The organism is Variovorax sp. UC122_21, assembly GCF_044056785.1.
Taxonomy (GTDB): domain Bacteria; phylum Pseudomonadota; class Gammaproteobacteria; order Burkholderiales; family Burkholderiaceae_C; genus Variovorax.
This window is the reverse complement of sequence record NZ_CP172004.1, coordinates 1395466-1413251: the sequence shown is the minus strand read 5'-3', so window position 1 is coordinate 1413251 and position 17786 is coordinate 1395466. Positions and strand designations below refer to the sequence as shown.

Here is a 17786-nt window from a genome sequence, read left to right as displayed (position 1 = left end):
GCACCGTGCGCATCAAGATCATCAACCCCAACACCACCTGGAGCATGACCGAGAAGATCGGTGCCTGCGCCCGCGCGGTGGCGCACGCCGGCACCGAGATCGTGGCCGTGAGCCCGGCCATGGGCCCGGTGTCCATCGAGAGCCACTACGACGAGGCGCTGGCCGTGCCCGGCCTGCTGCAGGAGATCGCGGCCGGCGAGCGCGACGGCATCGACGGCTACGTGATCGCCTGCTTCGGCGACCCGGGCCTGAAGGCCGCGCGCGAGCTCGCGCGCGGGCCGGTGGTGGGCATCGCCGAGGCCGCGATGCACCTGGCCAGCATGGTCGGCAGCCGCTTCAGCGTGGTCACCACGCTGGGGCGCACCATCGGCCAGGCCTGGCACCTGGCGGAGATCTACGGCATGGAGCGCTTCTGCGCCAACGTGCGCGCCTGCGAGCTGCCGGTGCTCGAGCTCGAGGAACCGGGCTCGCGCGCGCGCGGAACGCATCGTCGAGGAATGCCGGCGCGCGCTCGAGGAGGACGGCTCCGACTGCATCGTGCTCGGCTGCGCCGGCATGACCGACCTGTGCGAGCACATCGGCGAGCTGCTCGGCGTGCCGGTGATCGACGGCGTGGCCGCGGGCACGCAGCTGATCGAATCGCTGGTGCGGCTCAAGCTGCGCACCAGCAAGCGCGGCGAGCTCGCGCGGCCGCTGCCCAAGACCATGGTCGGCGCGCTCGAAGGCTTCACCCTCGCGAGGCCATAGCGGCATGTGCGCCGGGCACCGGCTTGCGCCAAGCGACAATCCAGCGATGCCCCGCGCACGTTCCACCCCCGCTCCTTCCCCCGCCGCGCCGGCCGCCACCGACGCCGGCACGGCCGCCGCCAGCGAGAAGGCGGACAAGGCCAGCTCCATCGAGAGCATCGCCCAGGACATCGCCACCGCCATCGTCGAGAAGCGCCTGCCGCCCGGCACCTGGCTGCGCGAGGAGGCGCTGGGCCGCGTCTATTCGGTGAGCCGCACCAAGGTGCGCGCGGCGCTGCTGATGCTGTCGAAGGACAAGCTGATCGAGATCATTCCCGACAAGGGCGCCTTCGTCTGCCAGCCCACGGTGGAGGAAGCGCGCGAGGTGTTCGCGGTGCGCCGCATCCTCGAGCGCGAGGTGGTTCGGCTGTTCATCGCCAACGCGCGGCCGCGCGACTACCAGGCGCTCGACCAGCACATCCGCTTCGAGCGCAACGCGCTGCGCCAGACCACCACCATGGGCACGGTGCGCGAGAAGCTGCTGGGCGACTTCCACGTCGCGCTGGCCGAGGCCACCGGCAACCACACGCTGGCCGAGCTGGTGCGCGAACTGGTCGCGCGCAGCTCGCTGATCGCGATGCTCTACCACTCGTCGAACGATCCGCACTGCTCGTCCGACGAGCATGCCGACTTCCTGCGCATCTGCCGCACCGGCGACGTGGAGGCCGCCGTGAACTGCATGATCGAACACCTCGACCGCATCGAGGCCAGCCTCGAGCTCGGCACCGGCAAGCCCGACCGCCAGCTCGACCTGGTGAAGGCGCTGCTGGCCTGAGGAGCGCGCGCATGGCGGCCGGCGACACCGGTCTCGCGCTCGGGCGCCTGCGGTGGCTGCGCGGCTTCAAGCAGAGCCGTTTCGCGCAGCGCATGGGCGTGCACCAGGCCACCGTGTCGCGCTGGCCGACGGCAGCGCGGGGCGGCTGGTCACCACCGTCGCCTGAGAGCGGACCGTCCCACGCATGACTTGTGCATGGACGGCGCGCGCGACCTCGCGTTAGCCTCGCGGTTCGAACATCCCCATCGCAGGAAGGAAACCGTTCCCATGACCACCCTGGTCACCGGCAGCGCCGGCCATCTCGGCGAAGCACTGATGCGCCATCTGCGCGCGCACCCCGACACCGGGGGCGAGGCCCGCGGCATCGACCTGCTCGCCTCGCCCTTCACCGACCGCACCGGCTCCATCGCCGACCGTGCCTTCGTGCGCGAGTGCATGCGCGGCGTGCGCACGGTGCTGCACACCGCCACCCTGCACAAGCCGCACGTGGCCACGCATGCGAAGCAGGACTTCGTCGAGACCAACATCGCGGGCACGCTCGCGCTGCTCGAGGAGGCGGTGGCGGCCGGCGTGCAGGCCTTCGTGTTCACGAGCACCACCAGCAGCTTCGGCTCGGCGCTCACGCCGGCCGCGGGCGAGCCCGCCGCCTGGATCACGGAAGACGTGACGCCGATCCCGAAGAACATCTACGGCGCGACCAAGACCGCGGCCGAGGACCTGTGCCAGCTGTTCCATCGCGAGCACGGCCTCCACGCGATCGTGCTGCGCACCTCGCGCTTCTTCCCCGAGGACGACGACGATCCGAGCGCACGCGAGCGCCACTCGCTCGAGAACGCGCAGGCCAACGAGCTGCTGCACCGCCGCGCCGACATCGCGGACATCGTCGAGGCGCACCTGTGCGCCGCACGGCGCGCACCGGCACTGGGCTTCGGCCGCTACATCGTCTCGGCCACCACGCCCTTCGCGCGCGACGAGCTCGCGCTGCTGCGCAGCGATGCGCCGGCCGTGCTGCGCCGGCATTTCCCCGACTGCGAGGCGCTCTACGAACGACGCGGCTGGACCCTGCCCGCGCAGCTCGACCGCGTGTACGTGAACGCGCGCGCGCGGCGCGACCTGGGCTGGGCGCCGAAGCACGACTTCGCGCAAATGCTGCAAAGCCTGCGCGAGGGCCGCGACTTCCGCAGCGAACTGGCGCATGCCGTTGGCAGCAAGGGCTACCACGCGCAGCGCTTCGAGGACGGCCCCTACCCCGTGGCCTGAACGAGCCCCCGGCACGGCATCGGGCCCATCCGGGCCCTCCGGGTTTTCCTCAGTCCGGATTGCCGCATAAATTGTATACAGTTTCGCGTACACCAGATGCGGTGGACGCGCCCGACGACTGCGCGCCGCACCTCTTTCTGTCTTTCTCTCATTGCCGCAGCAGGAGATTCACGATGACGGCCGACTCCCTTTCCCCAGTCCATCCGGTGGACCAGCGCCTGCCCGCCGGCAAGCTCACCGCCCTGGGCCTGCAACACGTGCTGGTCATGTACGCGGGCGCGGTCGCGGTCCCGCTGATCGTGGGCCGCGCGCTCAAGCTCTCGCCCGACGAGGTCGCGCTGCTGATCTCGGCCGACCTGTTCTGCTGCGGCATCGCCACGCTGATCCAGGCACTCGGCGCCACGCAGTGGTTCGGCATCAAGCTGCCCGTGATGATGGGCGTGACCTTCGCCTCGGTGGCGCCCATGGTCGCGATCGCCAACGCCAACCCGGGCCAGAACGGCGCGCAACTGCTGTTCGGCGCAATCATCGGCGCGGGCATCGTCTCGATACTGATCGCGCCCTTCGTGAGCCGCATGCTGCGCTTCTTCCCGCCGGTGGTCACGGGCACCATCATCGCGGTGATCGGCATCAGCCTGATGCGCGTGGGCATCAACTGGATCTTCGGCAATCCCGTGGGCCCGACGGCGCCCGCGCTGGTCGACCCGGTCTACGCCAAGTGGCTGGCCGAAGTCACCTCGCCCGGCAGCTCCATCCCCGCCGTGCCCAAGGGCTTCGCGATCATGCCCACCGTGCCCAACCCCAAGTACGCCGACCTCTCGGGCCTGGGCGTGGCCGCGCTGGTGCTGGTGTCGATCCTGCTGATCGTGAAGTACGCCAAGGGCTTCGTCGCCAACATCTCGGTGCTGCTGGGCATCGTCATCGGCGCGGTCGTGGCCTCGCTCACCGGCCTCATGACCTACGAGAAGGTCGGCAAGGCCGCGTGGTTCGACATCGTGCTGCCGTTCCACTTTGGCATGCCGCAGTTCGACCCGATCCTGATCCTCACGATGACGCTGATCATGGTGGTGGTGATGATCGAATCGACCGGCATGTTCCTCGCGCTCGGCGAGATGACCGAGCGCAAGATCTCGCAGCAGGACCTCGCCAAGGGCCTGCGCACCGATGGCCTGGGCACGCTGATCGGCGGCATCTTCAACACCTTCCCCTACACCAGCTTCTCGCAGAACGTGGGCCTGGTCGCCGTCACCGGCATCAAGAGCCGCTACGTCTGCGTGGCCGGCGGCGTGATCCTGATCGTGCTGGGCCTGCTGCCGAAGATGGCGGCGCTGGTGGAGTCGCTGCCCACCGTGGTGCTCGGCGGCGCGGGCCTCGTGATGTTCGGCATGGTGGCCGCCACCGGCATCCGCATCCTCTCGGGCGTGGACTTCAAGCACAACCGCCACAACGCGATGATCGTCGCGGTCTCGATCGGCGTCGGCATGATTCCGCTGATCGCGCCCAACTTCAAGCAGTGGATGCCGCATGCGATCCACTCGCTGATCGAATCGGGCATCCTGCTGGCGTCGATCGCGGCGGTGCTGCTGAACCTGTTCCTCAACGGCGCGAAGCACGACGAGCAGGCGGTGATCGCGGCGGCCAAGCATGCGGATGCGCACTGACTGAACGCGAAAACGGGGACCGAACGCAGAAGTCGCGAAGGTTTCGCAGAGGTCGCAGAAGGAACAGCCAGATACTGGTTCTTCCTCTGCGACCTCTGCGCGTTTTGGTCTTCCTTCTGCGTTCGGCTGTTGGTATTCAGATCATCGCGAGCGCCGTCTTGCGCTTCGGCGGCGGATGCAGCCGGTCGAGCTTCGCGAGCACGCCGGCGTCGAGCGTCAACGAGGCCGCCGCAAAGTTCTCCTTCAGATGCGCGCTGCCCACTGCCTTCGGTATCGCCGCCACGCCCGGCCGCGCGATGACCGCGGCCAGCGCGAGCTGGGCCGCGCTCACGCCCAGGTCCGCGGCGAGTTCGCCGAGCCCCTCGTCGTCGGCCAGCGCGCCCTGGTCAATCGGGCTGTAGGCCATCAGCGGGATGCCGCGCTCGCGCTGCCAGGGCAGCAGGCTGAACTCGGGACCGCGCTCGCCGAGCGACAGGTAGACCTGGTTCGCCGCGCACGAGGGACCGCCCTGCCCCAGCGGCGCCAGCTCCTCCATGTCGTCGGTGTCGAAGTTGCTCACGCCCCAGCGCGCGATGCGCCCGCGCGCCACCAGCGCCTGCAGGGCATCGACGGTCTCGGCCAGCGGATGGCTGCCGCGCCAGTGCAGCAGGTAGAGATCGATGGCATCGAGGCCCAGGCGCTTCAGGCTGCGCTCGCAGGCCTCGGGCGTGCCGCGCCGGCTCGCGTTGTGCGGATAGACCTTGCTGACGATGAAGAGCTCGTCGCGCCGCAGCTCGTTGGCGCGCAGCGCCTCGGCCACGGCCTGGCCCACCACGGTCTCGGCGCCGCCCTCGCCGTACATCTCGGCGGTGTCGATCAGGCGGTAGCCGAGTGCGATGGCCTCGCGCACCGCGGCCACCTCGGCCTGGCGGCGGCCCGCGGCCTCGCCCATGCGCCAGGTGCCCAGCCCGAGCACGGGCATCTCGTTGCCGTTGCCGGCGCCTTCGGGAAAGGAGAGTGTTCGCATCGGGCCATGCTAGCGCCGCCCGAATTCCTGCACGCGAGTTACTTGAATTCCTCGGCCGCGATGCCGAGCTTGCGCAGCTTGTCGAACAGGGTCTGGCGCGCGATGCCCAGCGCGCCCGCGGTGGCCGGCTGGTCGCCCTGGTGCTGGCGCAGCGCCTCGACGATGACGGCGCGCTCGAAAGCCTCCACCTGCTGCGGCAGGGCCTGCGGCAGCACCTCCTCGTCGCTCGCGCGCAGCAAGGTGAGCCGCTCGCCGAGCAGACCCAGCACGAAGCGGTCGGCCACGTTGCGCAGTTCGCGCACGTTGCCGGGCCAGGCATAGGCCATCAGGTCGGCGAGCTGCGCATGGCTGGGCACCGGCGCGGGCCGGTCGTACTTCTTCGCGGCCTGCAGCGTGAAATGCTCGAACAAGAGCGGGATGTCCTCGCGCCGCTCGCGCAGCGGCGGCAGCTCGATGAACGCCACGCCGATGCGGTAGTAGAGGTCGGCGCGGAATTTCTGCCGGTCGCTCAGCGCCTTCAGGTCCTCCTTGCTCGCGGCCACCACGCGGCAGTCGAAGGGGATCGGCTTGTTCGAGCCGATGCGCTCGATGCTGCGCTCCTGCAGCGCGCGCAGCAGCTTGATCTGCACCGCCATCGGCATGCTCTCGATCTCGTCGAGGAACAAGGTGCCGCCACTCGCGTATTCGAACTTGCCCACGCGCGTGCGGTTGGCGCTGGTGAAGGCGCCGGCCTCGTGGCCGAACAGCTCGCTCTCGGCCAGCGCCTCGGGCAGGCCGCCGCAGTTCAGCGGCACGAAGTGCTCGCGCCGCCGCTCGCTGTGGTCGTGCAGGCAGCGCGCCACCATCTCCTTGCCGGTGCCGGTCTCGCCGTAGATCAGCACATCGGCCGAGGTGCCGGCCAGGGTCATCACGTTGCGCCGCACCCGCTGCATCTGGGCCGAACGGCCGATCAGCACCGACTGGATGCCGTTCCAGTTGTCGAGCGCCTCGCGCAGGCTGCGCACCTGCAGCGCCAGCTGCCGCCGCTCGATCGCATGCCGCACGATGGCCACCAGCCGCTCGGTGGTGAAGGGCTTCTCGATGAAGTCGTAGGCGCCGTCGCGCATCGCCGCCACCGCCATCGCGATGTGGCCATGGCCCGTGACCAGGATCACCGGCAGCTCGGGATCGATGCCGCGCACCTCCACCAGCCACTCGGTGCCGCTCATGCGCGGCAGCCGCACGTCGCACACCACCACCGCGGGCACGCCGAAGGCGATGTGCGGCCGCACCCGCTCCACGCTCGCGAAGGCCTCGACCTCGAAGCCCGCCAGGCCCAGCATCTGCGCGGTGCTCAGGCGCACGTCGTCGTCGTCTTCGACGAGCAGCACGCGGATGGCGGAGGCTTCGTTGGCGGGCGGTGGTGTCATGGGTGGGCGTGGGGGCTGGCGGCCGGCAGGTCGACGACGAAGTATGCCCCGCCGCCCTCCCGGTTGTCCGCCCGCAGGCCGCCGTTCATGGCGCGCACGAGCTGCGCGCACAGCACGAGGCCGAGCCCCAGCCCCGAACCCGCGGGCTTGGTGGTGACGAAGGGCTCGAACAGCTTCGGCACCACGTCGTCGCGGATGCCGGGGCCGGTGTCGCTCACCGTCAGCACCGCGCGGCCGTCCTCGCTGAGCCGCCCCTGCAGGCGCAGCACGCGCTGCGGCATGTGCTCCATGGCCTCGATCGCGTTGCGCATCAGGTTCACCAGCACGCTGCCGAGCGCGGCCTCGTCGGCCATCACGGCGAGCTGCGGCGGCTCGATGTCGACCTCGACCTGCACGCCGTGCTTCTGCTCGGCGCCGGCGACGATCACGCGCGCATCGTCGATCGCGGCGGCCAGCGCCACCGGCGAGGGCCCGAGCTGGTTCTTGTGCGAGAAGGTCTTGAGCTGCGCGGTCAGCCGCGCGAGGCGGTCGACCATGTCGCGGATGCGCTGGAGGTTGCCGCGCACCTCGTCGTGGCGTTCGTGGTCGAGCAGGATGGCCGCGCTCTCCGACAGCGTGCGCATCGCGGTCAGCGGCTGGTTGAGCTCGTGCGCGAGGCCGGCCGACATCTGGCCCAGCGCGGCCATCTTGCCGGCCTGCACCAGCTCGTCCTGCGCGGCACGCAGCTGCGCGGTGCGCGCGGCCACCATCGACTCGAGGCCGTCGTGCGCGGCCTGCAGCGCGGCCTGGTTGGCGAGCTTCTGGCGCTCGGCGCGGCGGCGCTGCCACAGGGTCACGCCCAGCAGCAACAGCGCGACCATGCCGAGCCCGGCGGTCACCGCGGCATTGCGCGCGGCCACGCGCAGCGGCGCCATGTCGTCGAGCGTGAGCAGCTGCCACGGCGCGTTGCGCAGGGTGCGGCTGGCGACGAGCCGGTCGGCGCCCTCCACGCGGATCAGCTGCACGCCCGGCGCCAGCGCCTCCAGCCGCTGCCAGCGCAGCGGCGCGAGCGCGGCCTCGCCATAGGGCCGCGAGCGCAGCACCTCGGCGCGCTGCAGCGCGTCGAGCGGCAGCAGCGGCCGGAACTTGAGGTCGTCGCGCGTGGCGAGGATCACCACGCCGCGCTGGTCGACCACCACCACGTCGCCCGGCAGCTTGCGCCACGCGGCCTCGTTGTCCTCGAGGTTGATCTTCACCGTGACCACGCCGGGCACGGCCGGCTCGCGGCGCAGCGCGTACGAGAGGTAGTAGCCGGGCCGGCGGCTCGTGATGCCCACGCCGTAGAAACGGCCGCGCCCCTGGGCCAGCGCGTCGATCATGTAGGGCCGGAACTCGTAGTGCTGGCCCAGCGTGGTGCCGGGCCGGTCCCAGTCGGAGGCCGCGAGCGAGGTGCCGCCGGCATCGAGCACGTAGAGCATCTCGGCGCGCGCGGTGGCGTTGACGCCCGCGAGGTAGCGGTTGGCGGCGTCGCGCAGCGAGGCGTCGGCCGGCGCGTTCAGCAGCGCGGGCACCACCGGCGTCATCTCGAGCAGCGCGGGCAGGTAGTCGAAGCGCGTGAGCTCGGCGTCGAGCCCGGTGGCAACCATGTCGAGCCGGTGCTCGGCGGCCTCGCGCAATCGCGCCAGGCCGGCCTGCGTAGAAAGGTGGTGGCCGACCAGGGCGGACAGCGCCACCAGCACGAGCGCGGCGCACCAGCGCACCACCGCGCGCCGGGTGCGGGGACGGAAGGTCACGGTGGAAGTCTCCATGGAAGGGCGCGCCGCTCGGGTTCGGTTCTCGTGGCGCAGGTTAATGCAGATCGCGGTCCGCAAGGCAGGACGCCCGCGCGAGGCGGGCGTCCGAGGAAAGACCGGCGCGAACGCCGGCCCCGATCAGCGCGCGCTGCCCGCGGGCATGTGCGCTTCCTTGGCGTCGAGCACCAGCTCGGGCTCGTCGGCCTCGGCGCCGCTGCCCTGGTTCAGCTGGCTGGTCAGGCGCTCGGTGTCGAGGTCGCCGGTCCACTTCGCGACCACCATGGTGGCCACGCCGTTGCCGATCAGGTTGGTCAGCGCGCGCGCTTCCGACATGAAGCGGTCGATGCCGAGGATCAGCGCGAGGCCCGCCACCGGCACGTGGCCCACGGCCGACAGGGTGGCCGCCAGCACGATGAAGCCGCTGCCGGTCACGCCGGCCGCGCCCTTCGAGGTCAGGAGCAGCACCAGCAGCAGCGTGATCTGCTGGGTGATCGACATCGGCGTGTTGGTGGCCTGGGCGATGAACACCGCGGCCATGGTCAGGTAGATCGAGGTGCCGTCGAGGTTGAACGAGTAGCCGGTGGGAATCACCAGGCCGACCACCGACTTCTTGGCGCCGAGGTTCTCCATCTTGGCCATCATGCGCGGCAGCGCGGCCTCGCTCGAGGAGGTGCCCAGCACGATCAGCAGCTCTTCCTTGATGTACTTGATGAACTTCCAGATGCTGAAGCCGTGCGCGCGCGCGATCGCGCCGAGCACCACGAAGATGAAGAACAGGCAGGTGGCGTAGAAGGTCGCCATCAGCGCGCCGAGCTGCACCAGCGAGCCCACGCCGTACTTGCCGATGGTGAAGGCCATCGCGCCGAAGGCACCGATCGGGGCCACCTTCATGATGTAGCCGACGATGGTGAACAGCACGTGCGAGAACTTCTCGATGAAGTCGAACACCAGCGTGCCGCGGCCGCCGAAGCGGTGCAGCGCGAAGCCGAACATCACGGCGAACAGCAGCACCTGCAGGATCTCGCCCTTGGCGAAGGCATCGACCACGGTGGTCGGGATCACGTTGAGCAGGAACTCGGTGGTCGAGGCCATCTTGCCCGGGCCGGTGTAGGCCGCGATGGACTTGGCGTCGAGCTGGCTCGGGTCCACGTTCATGCCGTGGCCGGGCTGCACGATGTTGATGATGACCAGGCCGACGATCAGCGCGATGGTGCTGACGATCTCGAAGTACAAGAGCGCGAGGCCGCCGGTCTTGCCGACCTTCTTCATGTCCTCCATGCCGGCGATGCCGACCACCACCGTGCAGAAGATGATCGGCGCGATGATCATCTTGATCAGCTTGATGAAGCCGTCGCCCAGCGGCTTCATCGCGGCGCCGGTGTCGGGATAGAAGTGGCCGAGCAGCACGCCGATGACGATGGCGGTGATGACCTGGAAGTACAGCGATCTGTAGAAGGGCTTGGGGGCGGATGCGGATACGTGGTCCACGGTAAATCTCCTTGAGGCCGGGGGCCGGCCGGGGCTGAACACTGGGATGGAAAAAGGGGTGCGCCCGACGGGCGCGGTCGGACGGGGTCAGCGCGCCGGCGCGCCGCCGCGCGGGGCGGGACGTGCGGGCGAAGGGGGTCGCAAGGCCGGTCGGCTGAAGGTCATGGTTGTCTCCTGGGCTCGTTGTCGCCGGCTGCGCCTTCGGAAAAAGCAGCGCCGGCAGTGGAGAACACAGAGCAACGCACATGCCAGTCAAAATGGCACGTGAACCCGACTCAAGTCGTTGATTTCATTGAAGAAAATCGGGGGCCAACGAGACCCCGCGCCGCGCTTCCGGACGCGGCCCGCGCAGGCCGTCCGGCGTTTCGGACGCACCCTTCAGGGAAAACCCTAGGCCGATGCAGACGCGTGGAATTCCGCGCGCAGCCCGCGCACCACCTGCTCGACCGTGGCCAGCCCGGCCACCCCGCCGACCGAGTGCCCGGCGCTCCACAGGTCGGCCCAGCGCTGGATCACGGCGCCCTCGGAACCGCCGCCGAAGCGCTGGCGCGCCTCCTGCACCGACACCGTCTCGTCGAGTGCCGCCGGGATCGAGCCCCGCGTTCACCACCGAGGGCCGCAGGAAGTTGGCCGGCAGGCCGGTGAAGGCGCGCGTGGTCATCACGTCGTCGAGCGAGCTCGCGGCCAGCATCTTCTTGTAGGGCGCCGAGGCCAGGCTCTGCTCGGTGGCGATGAAGCGCGTGCCCATCGAGCCCAGGTCGCAGCCCAGCACTGTGGCCGCGCGCAGCGCCACGCCGTCGGGCAGGCCGCCGGCCAGCACCAGCGGGCCGTCGAAGAAGGCGCGCACCGCGCGCACGAAGGCGAAGGGATTGGCCCAGCCGGTGTGGCCGCCCGCGCCCGCGGTCAGCAGCACCAGGCCGTCGGCGCCGGCCTCGATGGCGCGCTCGGCATGGTGCACCGAGGCCACGTCGGCCAGCACCAGGCAGCCGCCGTCGTGCAGCGCGGGAATCACCGCCGCGGGCGAGCCCACGCTGGTGATCACGAGTTCGGCGCGATGCCGCACGATCAGCTCGACCTCGGCGCGCACGCGTGCCGGGTCGCGCCGCATGATGAGGTTGGGGCACCAGGGCGCATGCGCGGTGCCGGCCTCGCGCGCCGCGGCCGCCTCGTCGTTGAGCCGTGCCATCCAGCCCGCGAAGGCCTCGAGCGATTCCGCATTGGCGGTCGGGAAGGCACCGACCACGCCGGCGCGGCAGGCGGCCGACACCAGTTCGATGCCCGACACCCGCAGCATGGGCGCGGCGATCGCGGGCACCGCCAGGCGGTCGAGGAAGGGCAGGCGCTGCGTCATGAAGGCTCCGGTGCGGGGGACACGAGGGAAGGCAGGCGCGCGAGCGAGGCCCGTGCCTGCGCCAGCAGCTCGGCCACGATGGCCGCCAGCGGCTCGATGCGCCGCGCGAAGGCGATAGCTGGCCCGAGCGACACCATGCCGCGCTGCCAGTCGCCCTGCGCATAGCAGTGGTCGCGCGTCGCGCGGCCGTCGATCAGCGCGCCGAAGGCCGCATGGTCGGCCGCGCCGGCGCGCTCGATCGCCTCGACCTCGCGCGCGGTCTCGTTGCGCAGCACGCGCCAGGTGTTGCCCAGCGTGTGCAGCAGCCGCACGGTGGACTGCTCGTCGCAGTCGAGCAGATGGCGCTTGTAGGCCGCATGGGTGGCGATCTCCTCGGCCACCAGGAAGCGGCTGCCGATCAGCACGCCGTCGAGCCCCTGCGCGAGCACGGCCGCGAGCTGGCGCCCATGGCCGATGCCGCCGGCCAGCACCACCGGCACGCGCAGCTGCTCGGCCGCGAGCGCGCCCAGCAGCATGGTCGGCAGCTCGTTGGCGCCCGGATGGCCGCCCTCCTCCATGCCGACCAGCGCCACCGCGTCGGCGCCCGCGCGCTCGGCCGCGAGCGCATGGCGCAGGCCCGGCGCCTTGTGGATCACCACCGCGCCGGCCTCGTGCAAGGTGCCGATCAGCTCGCCGGGCGCATAGCCCGCGGTCTCGAAATGGCGCACGCCGTGCGCGAGCGCGATCTCCATCCAGCGCCGCACCGCCGTGTTGGCCTCGGGCCGCTTCGAGAGCGTGAGGTTCACGCCGAAGGGCCGACCGCGCGTGAGTTCGCGGCATTGCACGAGCGCGGCCGCGAAGGCCGCGTCGTCGGCGAAGGAGCGCGGCGTGACGAAGCCCATGCAGCCGGCATTGACCAGCGCGGCCACGTAGCGCGCATCCGAGAGCCACATCAGCCCGCCACCGAGGATCGGATGATCGATGCCGAACAGCTCGGTGATGCGGGTACGGAACAGCGGTGCCGTCATGGCCGTTCAGCCACGCGCGCTGTCGAGCCGCGGCGCGCCGCCGAGACCGCCGGGCGTCACGCCCGTCATCGGCACCGGATAGCGCGCGAGCGCGAGCGCCGCATCGCCTTCGAACTTGCCGCGCTGCGCGAACTGCGGCAGCGCCGCGAGCGCGGCCGGTTCCACCACCGGCGCCACCGGCACGTCGTGCCGCTGCAGCAGCGCGAAGGCATCGTCGGCATCGAGCGCGGCCAGCGCCTCGGCCAGCCGCGCATTGATCGCCGGCGCCACCTTCTTGCGCGCGCCATGCGAGCGGAAGGCCGCGTCGCCATAGGGCGAGAGATCGAGCGCTTCGCACAGCCGGGCCCAGAAGTGGTCCTCGAGCGCGGCCACCGACAGGTGTTTGCCGTCGCGGCACAGGAAGGCGCCGTAGGCCGCCTTCACCAGCGTGGCCTCGCGCTGCGCCTCCAGGTCCGCATCGCCCGACGAGCGCCAGGCGCCGAGGCGCGGATTCATCCAGTGCAGCGCGCAGTCGGCCAGCGCCACGTCGAGGTGCTGGCCCTGGCCCGTGTGCTGGCGCTGCAGCAGCGCGGCCAGCGTGGACGACAGCGCGTACATCGCGCCGCAGAGGTCGGCCACCGGCAGGCCGAAGCTCTGCGCCGGGCCGCCGCCGGGCACGCCCGAGACCGCGAGCACGCCGGCCGCGCCCAGGTAGTTGATGTCGTGCCCCGGCAGGTCGGCCCACGGCCCCTGCTGGCCATAGCCGCTGAGCGACACATAGACCAGCCGCGGAAACTCCGCGCGCAGGCTGTCTGCATCGAGTCCCAGCCGCGCCATCACGCCGGGCCGGTACGACTCCACCACCACGTCGGCCGTGGCGATCAGCGCGCGCACCTCGGCACGCTGCGCCTCGTCCTTGAGGTCGACCAAAAGGCTCTCTTTGCCGCGGTTCACGGCCTCGAACACGCCCGGCCCCATGCGCCGCACGTTGTCGCCATGCGGCGGGCGCTCGATCTTGATCACGCGCGCGCCGAGCTCCGCCAGGTTCTGCGTGAAGAAGGGGCCAGGCAGCAGCTCGCTGAAGTCGACCACCACGATGCCGGCCAGCGGCGGCGTTGCGACGTCCCGCGTCATGCCGGCACGCGCTCGATGATCACGGCGTCGAGCGGCAGCGCGCCCTCGCCCACCGCGCCCACCCAGACCGGGTTGAGGTCCATCTCCTCGATGCGGTCGGCATTCGCCACCACGAAGTCCGACACGCGCAGCAGCAGCGCCTCGAGCGCCGCGAGGTCGGCCTTGGGCCGGCCGCGCGCGCCGTCGAGCAGCGCGAAGCTGCGGATCTCGCGCACCATCGCCGCGGCGTCGCGCGGGCCTATAGGCAGCATGCGCCGCGTCACGTCGCGCAGCACTTCGACGTAGATGCCGCCGAGGCCGAAGGTCATGACATGGCCGAACACCGGGTCGCGCGTGACGCCCACCATCAGTTCGGTGCCGCCGCGCGGCGCCATCTTCTCGATCAGCAGGCCGTCGACCGTGGCCTCGGGATGGTGCTTCGCGGCCGCGGCCATGATCTCGCGCCAGGCCTCGGCGACCTGGGCCGCGTCCTGCAGGCCCACCTTCACGCCGCCGATGTCGGACTTGTGGACGATCTGCGCGCTCGCGATCTTCGCGACCACCGGGTAGCCCATGCCTTCCGCGAGCGCGCGCGCCTGCTCGGCCGAGCTTGCGAGCCCTTGCGGCAGCAGCGCGATGCCCGCTTGCTTCAACTGCGCCTTGGCCTGCGATTCCGACAGGCTGCGCGTGGCGAATTCGCCCTCGGGCGCGCGCGTCGGCAGCACCGGCCGCGCCTCGGGGTTCGACGGATTCGCGCGCTTCCAGCGCCCGTACTCGACCCAGCGCGCGATCGCCGCGATCGCCTTGTTGACCGAGCGCGGCGGCGCGAAGCCGGCCGCCACCAGCTTGCGATAGCCCTCGCCGAGCCGGTCGCTCATCCAGATCGGCACGATCGGCGAGGCGCTGTCCTTCTGCGCATTGATGATGTTGTCGGCCATGCGCGTGGTGGTCTCGCCGTAGTCGAGCGCGATCGGCACGATGGTCAGGCCCGTGTGCGGATCGTTCGCCACGCAGCCCAGCGTGGTCTCGACCACGGTCTTGTCGCTGAGCACCATCGCCGTGGTGTCGACCGGGTTGCCGATGGCCGCGTAGTCTGGCAGCTTGGCGCGCAGCACCGCGGTGGTCTCGGGCGCGAAGCTGGCCAGCGTGAGGCCGGCGGCGCCCACCGCGTCGGCAGTGAGCGCGGCCGTGCCGCCCGAGGAGCAGTAGATGCCCAGCGCCTCCTGCGCCCCCGGCATGGCGCGCGCGAACAGCCAGGCGGTATCGACCAGCTCGTCGATGTCGTCGACCTCGATCACGCCGAACTGGCGGAACACCGCGCTGTTGACCTCGGCCGAACCCGTGAGCGAGGCGGTGTGCGACTGCGCCGCCTTGCGCCCGTATTCGGAGCGGCCCACCTTGAGCCCGATCACGGGCTTGCCGTTGGCCGCGCAGCGCTGCACCGCGGCCGCGAACTTCGCGCCGTCCTTGATGCCTTCGAGCAGCGTAACGACGACCTGGATGTCGGGCGCGTCGGCCATGTAGTGGATGAAGTCGGCCACCTGCAGGTCGACCTCGTTGCCGGTCGAGGCCCACAGGCCGATGCCGATGCCGCGTTCCATCGCCTGCATCACGTTGCGGCCCAGGCCGCCGCCCTGCGTGGCCAGGCCGATCGGGCCCTTGGTGAGGTCGTGCGGGAACGAGGGCGAGAAGGTCAGGCCCAGCCGATGGTTGACGTTGGTCAGCCCCGGGCAGTTGGGGCCGTACAGCCGCAGGCCGCCGCGCGCGGCGATCTCCTTCATGCGCTGCTGCTCGCGCTCGCCTTCCTCGCCGGCCTCGCCGAAGCCCGAGCTGAGGATCACGGCGAAGCCCACGCCGCGCGCCGTGCATTCCTCGATCACGGCCAGCACGCCGCTCGCGGGCACCGCGACCACCGCCACGTCGGGCGTGGCGGGCAGCGCGGCCACGCTGGGCCAGCATTGGCGGCCGCGGAGCTCGGCCTTGGTGGGATTGACGAGATAGACCTCGCCATCGAATTCGGAGTGTTCGATCAGGTTGGTCAGCGTGCGCTCGCCGATGCTGCCTTCGCGCTCGGAGGCGCCGACCAGCGCGATGGAGCGCGGGCGGATCAGCCGCGCGATATCGACCGGGCGCGTGTCCTGGGTGCCTTGCATTGCGGTGCTCCCCTCAGGCGATCGCCGACATGCCGAGGATCTCGCGCCCGACGATCAGCGTCTGGACCTCGGTCGTGCCCTCGGGAATGGTGCCGCCGCGCGTGTCGCGGAAGATGCGCTCGATCGGGTAGTCGGTGGAATAGCCGAGCCCGCCATGCACCTGCAGCGCCATGCTCGCGACCTCGTGCGCGGCCTCGGTGGCATAGAGCTTGGCGATCGAGCAGGCCATGCGCGCGTCGTCGGCATTGGCGTCGAGCGCCGCCGCCGCGCGCAGCGCCAGCGCGCGCGCCGCCTCCACACGCACCGTCATGTCGACGATGAGCTTCTGCACCAGCTGGAAGCTGCCGATCGGCTTGCCGAACTGGGTGCGCGTGCGCGCATAGTCGATCGACAGCTCGAGCGCCGCGCGCGCGGCGCCGACCGCGCCCATCGCGATGTTCACGCGCGCGCCGTCCAGCCCCACCAGCATGCGCTTGAGCGCGCTGCCCTCCTCGCCCAGCAGGTTCTCGCGCGGCACCTTCACGTTGTCGAAGCTCAGCTCGGCCGTGCCGGTACTGCGCAGCACCATGGTGTCGACGCGGCGCGCCTCGAAGGGCGAGACCTCGCGCTCGACCAGGAAGGTCGACAGCTGCCCCTGGCAATCGGGGCTGAAGGTGCGCGCCACCACGATGCCGAAGTCGGCGAAGGCGCCGTTGGTGATCCACAGCTTGCGGCCGTTGAGCACGTAGTGGTCGCCCTGCAGGTCGGCGCGGGTCTGGATCTGCGCGATGTTCGAGCCGGTGCCCGGCTCGCTGATGGCGGTGAAGACGCGGCGCTCGCTGGCCAGCAGCGGCTCGAGGAACCGCTTCTTCTGCGCCGCCGTGCCCTCGCTCGCGATCTTGTGGATCGGCCCGTTCGTGATGTTGAGCATGGTGCGCAGCGACAGCCAGGTGTGGCCCGCCTCTTCCATCAGCATGGCCCAGGTCATCTGGTCCAAGCCCATGCCGCCATCGGACTCGGGCAGGCGGCCGCCGATGTAGCCGAACTGCGCGAGCTGCTTCAGGATCTCGAACGGGAAGGTCTTCTCCGCGTCGTGCTTCGCCACCAGGGGGCGCCACCTCGCTCTTCATGAAGCGCCGGATGCTGTCGCGCAGCAGTTCCTGGTCGGCGTCGGGGGTGAAATTCATCGAGATGTCTCCTGTGGCGTTGGATGGAAAGGGACGCACGCCGGGCGCCCGGCCCTCGGTCTACGAGGCGCCGGGCTCCCGGGCGTTGCGGGGACGGAAGACCAGCGCCTGCACTTCCTGCAGGGCGGCCAGGAAAGGTTCGCGCTGCTGGCGCAGGCGGTCGGTGGGGCCGGCGACCGAGAGCGCGATCGGCTCGCCGCCCACGTAGCCGGCGACGGCCAGGGCCGAGAGCCCGTCGCCGCCTTCGTTCTCGACCCAGATCCAGCCCTGCTCGCGCGCCCGCGCCACCTGCGCCTCGAGCGCGGCGAGGTCGGTGATGGTTCCCTCGGCGAGCTGGCGCAGCGGCTTCAGGCGCAGCTGGCGCGCCGCCTCCTCGGGCGTGCCGAGCGCCAGCGCCGCCTTGCCGAGCGCCGAGACGTGCAGGCTCAGCTTGTCGCCGGGGTTCTGCATGTAGCGCAGCGGATGGCGGCCCTCGAAGAAGGCCAGCACCTTGACCACGCCGCCCTCGACGCGGCCGACCAGCCCGGTCTCGCCGGTCTTGTCGCGCAGCAGCTCGGCGGCTTCGGACGCCACGGCATAGAGCGGGTCGCTGGCCGAGATCTCTTTGGCCACGGCCAGCAGCCGGGCCGTCGGATAGAAGCGCCGGCTGCGCGCGGTGCGCAGCAGGTAGCCGAGCTCGTGCAGCGTGTGCAGCAGGTCCGAGCAGCTGCTCTCGGGCAGGTCCATGAGCCGCGCCAGGTCGGAATTGGAGAGCTCGCGCTTTTCGCGCGCGAACAGCTCGAGCAACGCCATCGTGCGGGCGGCGGCGGGGACGAGTGTGGGCATATTTCCTCCGATATTTCGTAGAGACCCACGAATAT

The 17786-nt window shown here is 70.8% G+C and carries 13 protein-coding genes and 2 pseudogenes; 5 read left to right on the top strand and 10 right to left on the bottom strand.

The window, feature by feature from the left end; genetic code table 11:
* Positions 1 to 5 precede the first annotated feature (5 nt).
* From ACHMXE_RS19070 to ACHMXE_RS19050, 5 genes and pseudogenes are all read left to right on the top strand, one after another.
* Positions 6 to 735, top strand: a pseudogene (locus tag ACHMXE_RS19070) (aspartate/glutamate racemase family protein); the annotation flags it as partial.
* Positions 736 to 793: 58 nt separating this feature from the next.
* Complete coding sequence (locus ACHMXE_RS19065) at positions 794 to 1561, top strand: GntR family transcriptional regulator (RefSeq protein ID WP_395350687.1); 768 nt, start codon at positions 794 to 796, stop codon at positions 1559 to 1561.
* Positions 1562 to 1572: 11 nt separating this feature from the next.
* A complete protein-coding gene (locus ACHMXE_RS19060) occupies positions 1573 to 1749 on the top strand; it encodes a hypothetical protein (RefSeq protein WP_395350685.1) in 177 nt (58 codons plus the stop codon).
* Positions 1750 to 1828: 79 nt separating this feature from the next.
* Positions 1829 to 2821, top strand: coding sequence for an NAD-dependent epimerase/dehydratase family protein (locus tag ACHMXE_RS19055; RefSeq protein ID WP_395350684.1), 993 nt, complete (start codon positions 1829 to 1831; stop codon positions 2819 to 2821).
* Between the two features lie 173 nt (positions 2822 to 2994).
* A complete protein-coding gene (locus ACHMXE_RS19050) occupies positions 2995 to 4482 on the top strand; it encodes a nucleobase:cation symporter-2 family protein (RefSeq protein WP_395350683.1) in 1488 nt (495 codons plus the stop codon).
* A gap of 136 nt (positions 4483 to 4618) precedes the next feature.
* Here ACHMXE_RS19050 and ACHMXE_RS19045 read toward each other — a convergent pair whose 3' ends face one another.
* From ACHMXE_RS19045 to ACHMXE_RS19000, 10 genes and pseudogenes are all read right to left on the bottom strand, one after another.
* On the bottom strand, positions 4619 to 5488 hold the full coding sequence (locus tag ACHMXE_RS19045; protein ID WP_395350682.1) for an aldo/keto reductase: 870 nt from the start codon (positions 5486 to 5488) through the stop codon (positions 4619 to 4621).
* Positions 5489 to 5526: 38 nt separating this feature from the next.
* Positions 5527 to 6897 carry a sigma-54 dependent transcriptional regulator gene (locus tag ACHMXE_RS19040; protein WP_209544087.1) on the bottom strand — a complete coding sequence of 457 codons (1371 nt, stop codon included), beginning with the start codon at positions 6895 to 6897 and terminating at the stop codon, positions 5527 to 5529.
* On the bottom strand, positions 6894 to 8669 hold the full coding sequence (locus tag ACHMXE_RS19035) for a sensor histidine kinase (protein ID WP_395350681.1): 1776 nt from the start codon (positions 8667 to 8669) through the stop codon (positions 6894 to 6896). The genes ACHMXE_RS19040 and ACHMXE_RS19035 overlap by 4 nt, the downstream gene beginning before the upstream one ends.
* Before the next feature lie 138 nt (positions 8670 to 8807).
* Positions 8808 to 10157 (bottom strand): dicarboxylate/amino acid:cation symporter, encoded by a 1350-nt coding sequence (locus ACHMXE_RS19030; RefSeq protein ID WP_395350680.1) that lies wholly within the window; start codon positions 10155 to 10157, stop codon positions 8808 to 8810.
* A 289-nt stretch (positions 10158 to 10446) separates the two neighbouring features.
* Complete coding sequence (locus ACHMXE_RS19025) at positions 10447 to 11508, bottom strand: NAD(P)H-dependent flavin oxidoreductase (protein WP_395350679.1); 1062 nt, start codon at positions 11506 to 11508, stop codon at positions 10447 to 10449.
* Positions 11505 to 12515, bottom strand: coding sequence for an NAD(P)H-dependent flavin oxidoreductase (locus ACHMXE_RS19020; protein ID WP_395350677.1), 1011 nt, complete (start codon positions 12513 to 12515; stop codon positions 11505 to 11507). The genes ACHMXE_RS19025 and ACHMXE_RS19020 overlap by 4 nt, the downstream gene beginning before the upstream one ends.
* Positions 12516 to 12521: 6 nt before the next feature.
* Positions 12522 to 13628 (bottom strand): CaiB/BaiF CoA transferase family protein, encoded by a 1107-nt coding sequence (locus ACHMXE_RS19015; RefSeq protein WP_395350675.1) that lies wholly within the window; start codon positions 13626 to 13628, stop codon positions 12522 to 12524.
* Positions 13625 to 15760, bottom strand: coding sequence for an acetate--CoA ligase family protein (locus tag ACHMXE_RS19010; RefSeq protein WP_395350674.1), 2136 nt, complete (start codon positions 15758 to 15760; stop codon positions 13625 to 13627). The genes ACHMXE_RS19015 and ACHMXE_RS19010 overlap by 4 nt, the downstream gene beginning before the upstream one ends.
* Positions 15761 to 15773: 13 nt before the next feature.
* Positions 15774 to 16926: pseudogene (locus ACHMXE_RS19005) on the bottom strand (acyl-CoA dehydrogenase family protein).
* Positions 16927 to 16986: 60 nt separating this feature from the next.
* The gene (locus tag ACHMXE_RS19000; protein ID WP_093340550.1) at positions 16987 to 17751 is read right to left on the bottom strand and encodes an IclR family transcriptional regulator; all 765 of its coding nucleotides are present in this window, start codon (positions 17749 to 17751) and stop codon (positions 16987 to 16989) included.
* Between the last annotated feature and the right edge of the window lie 35 nt (positions 17752 to 17786).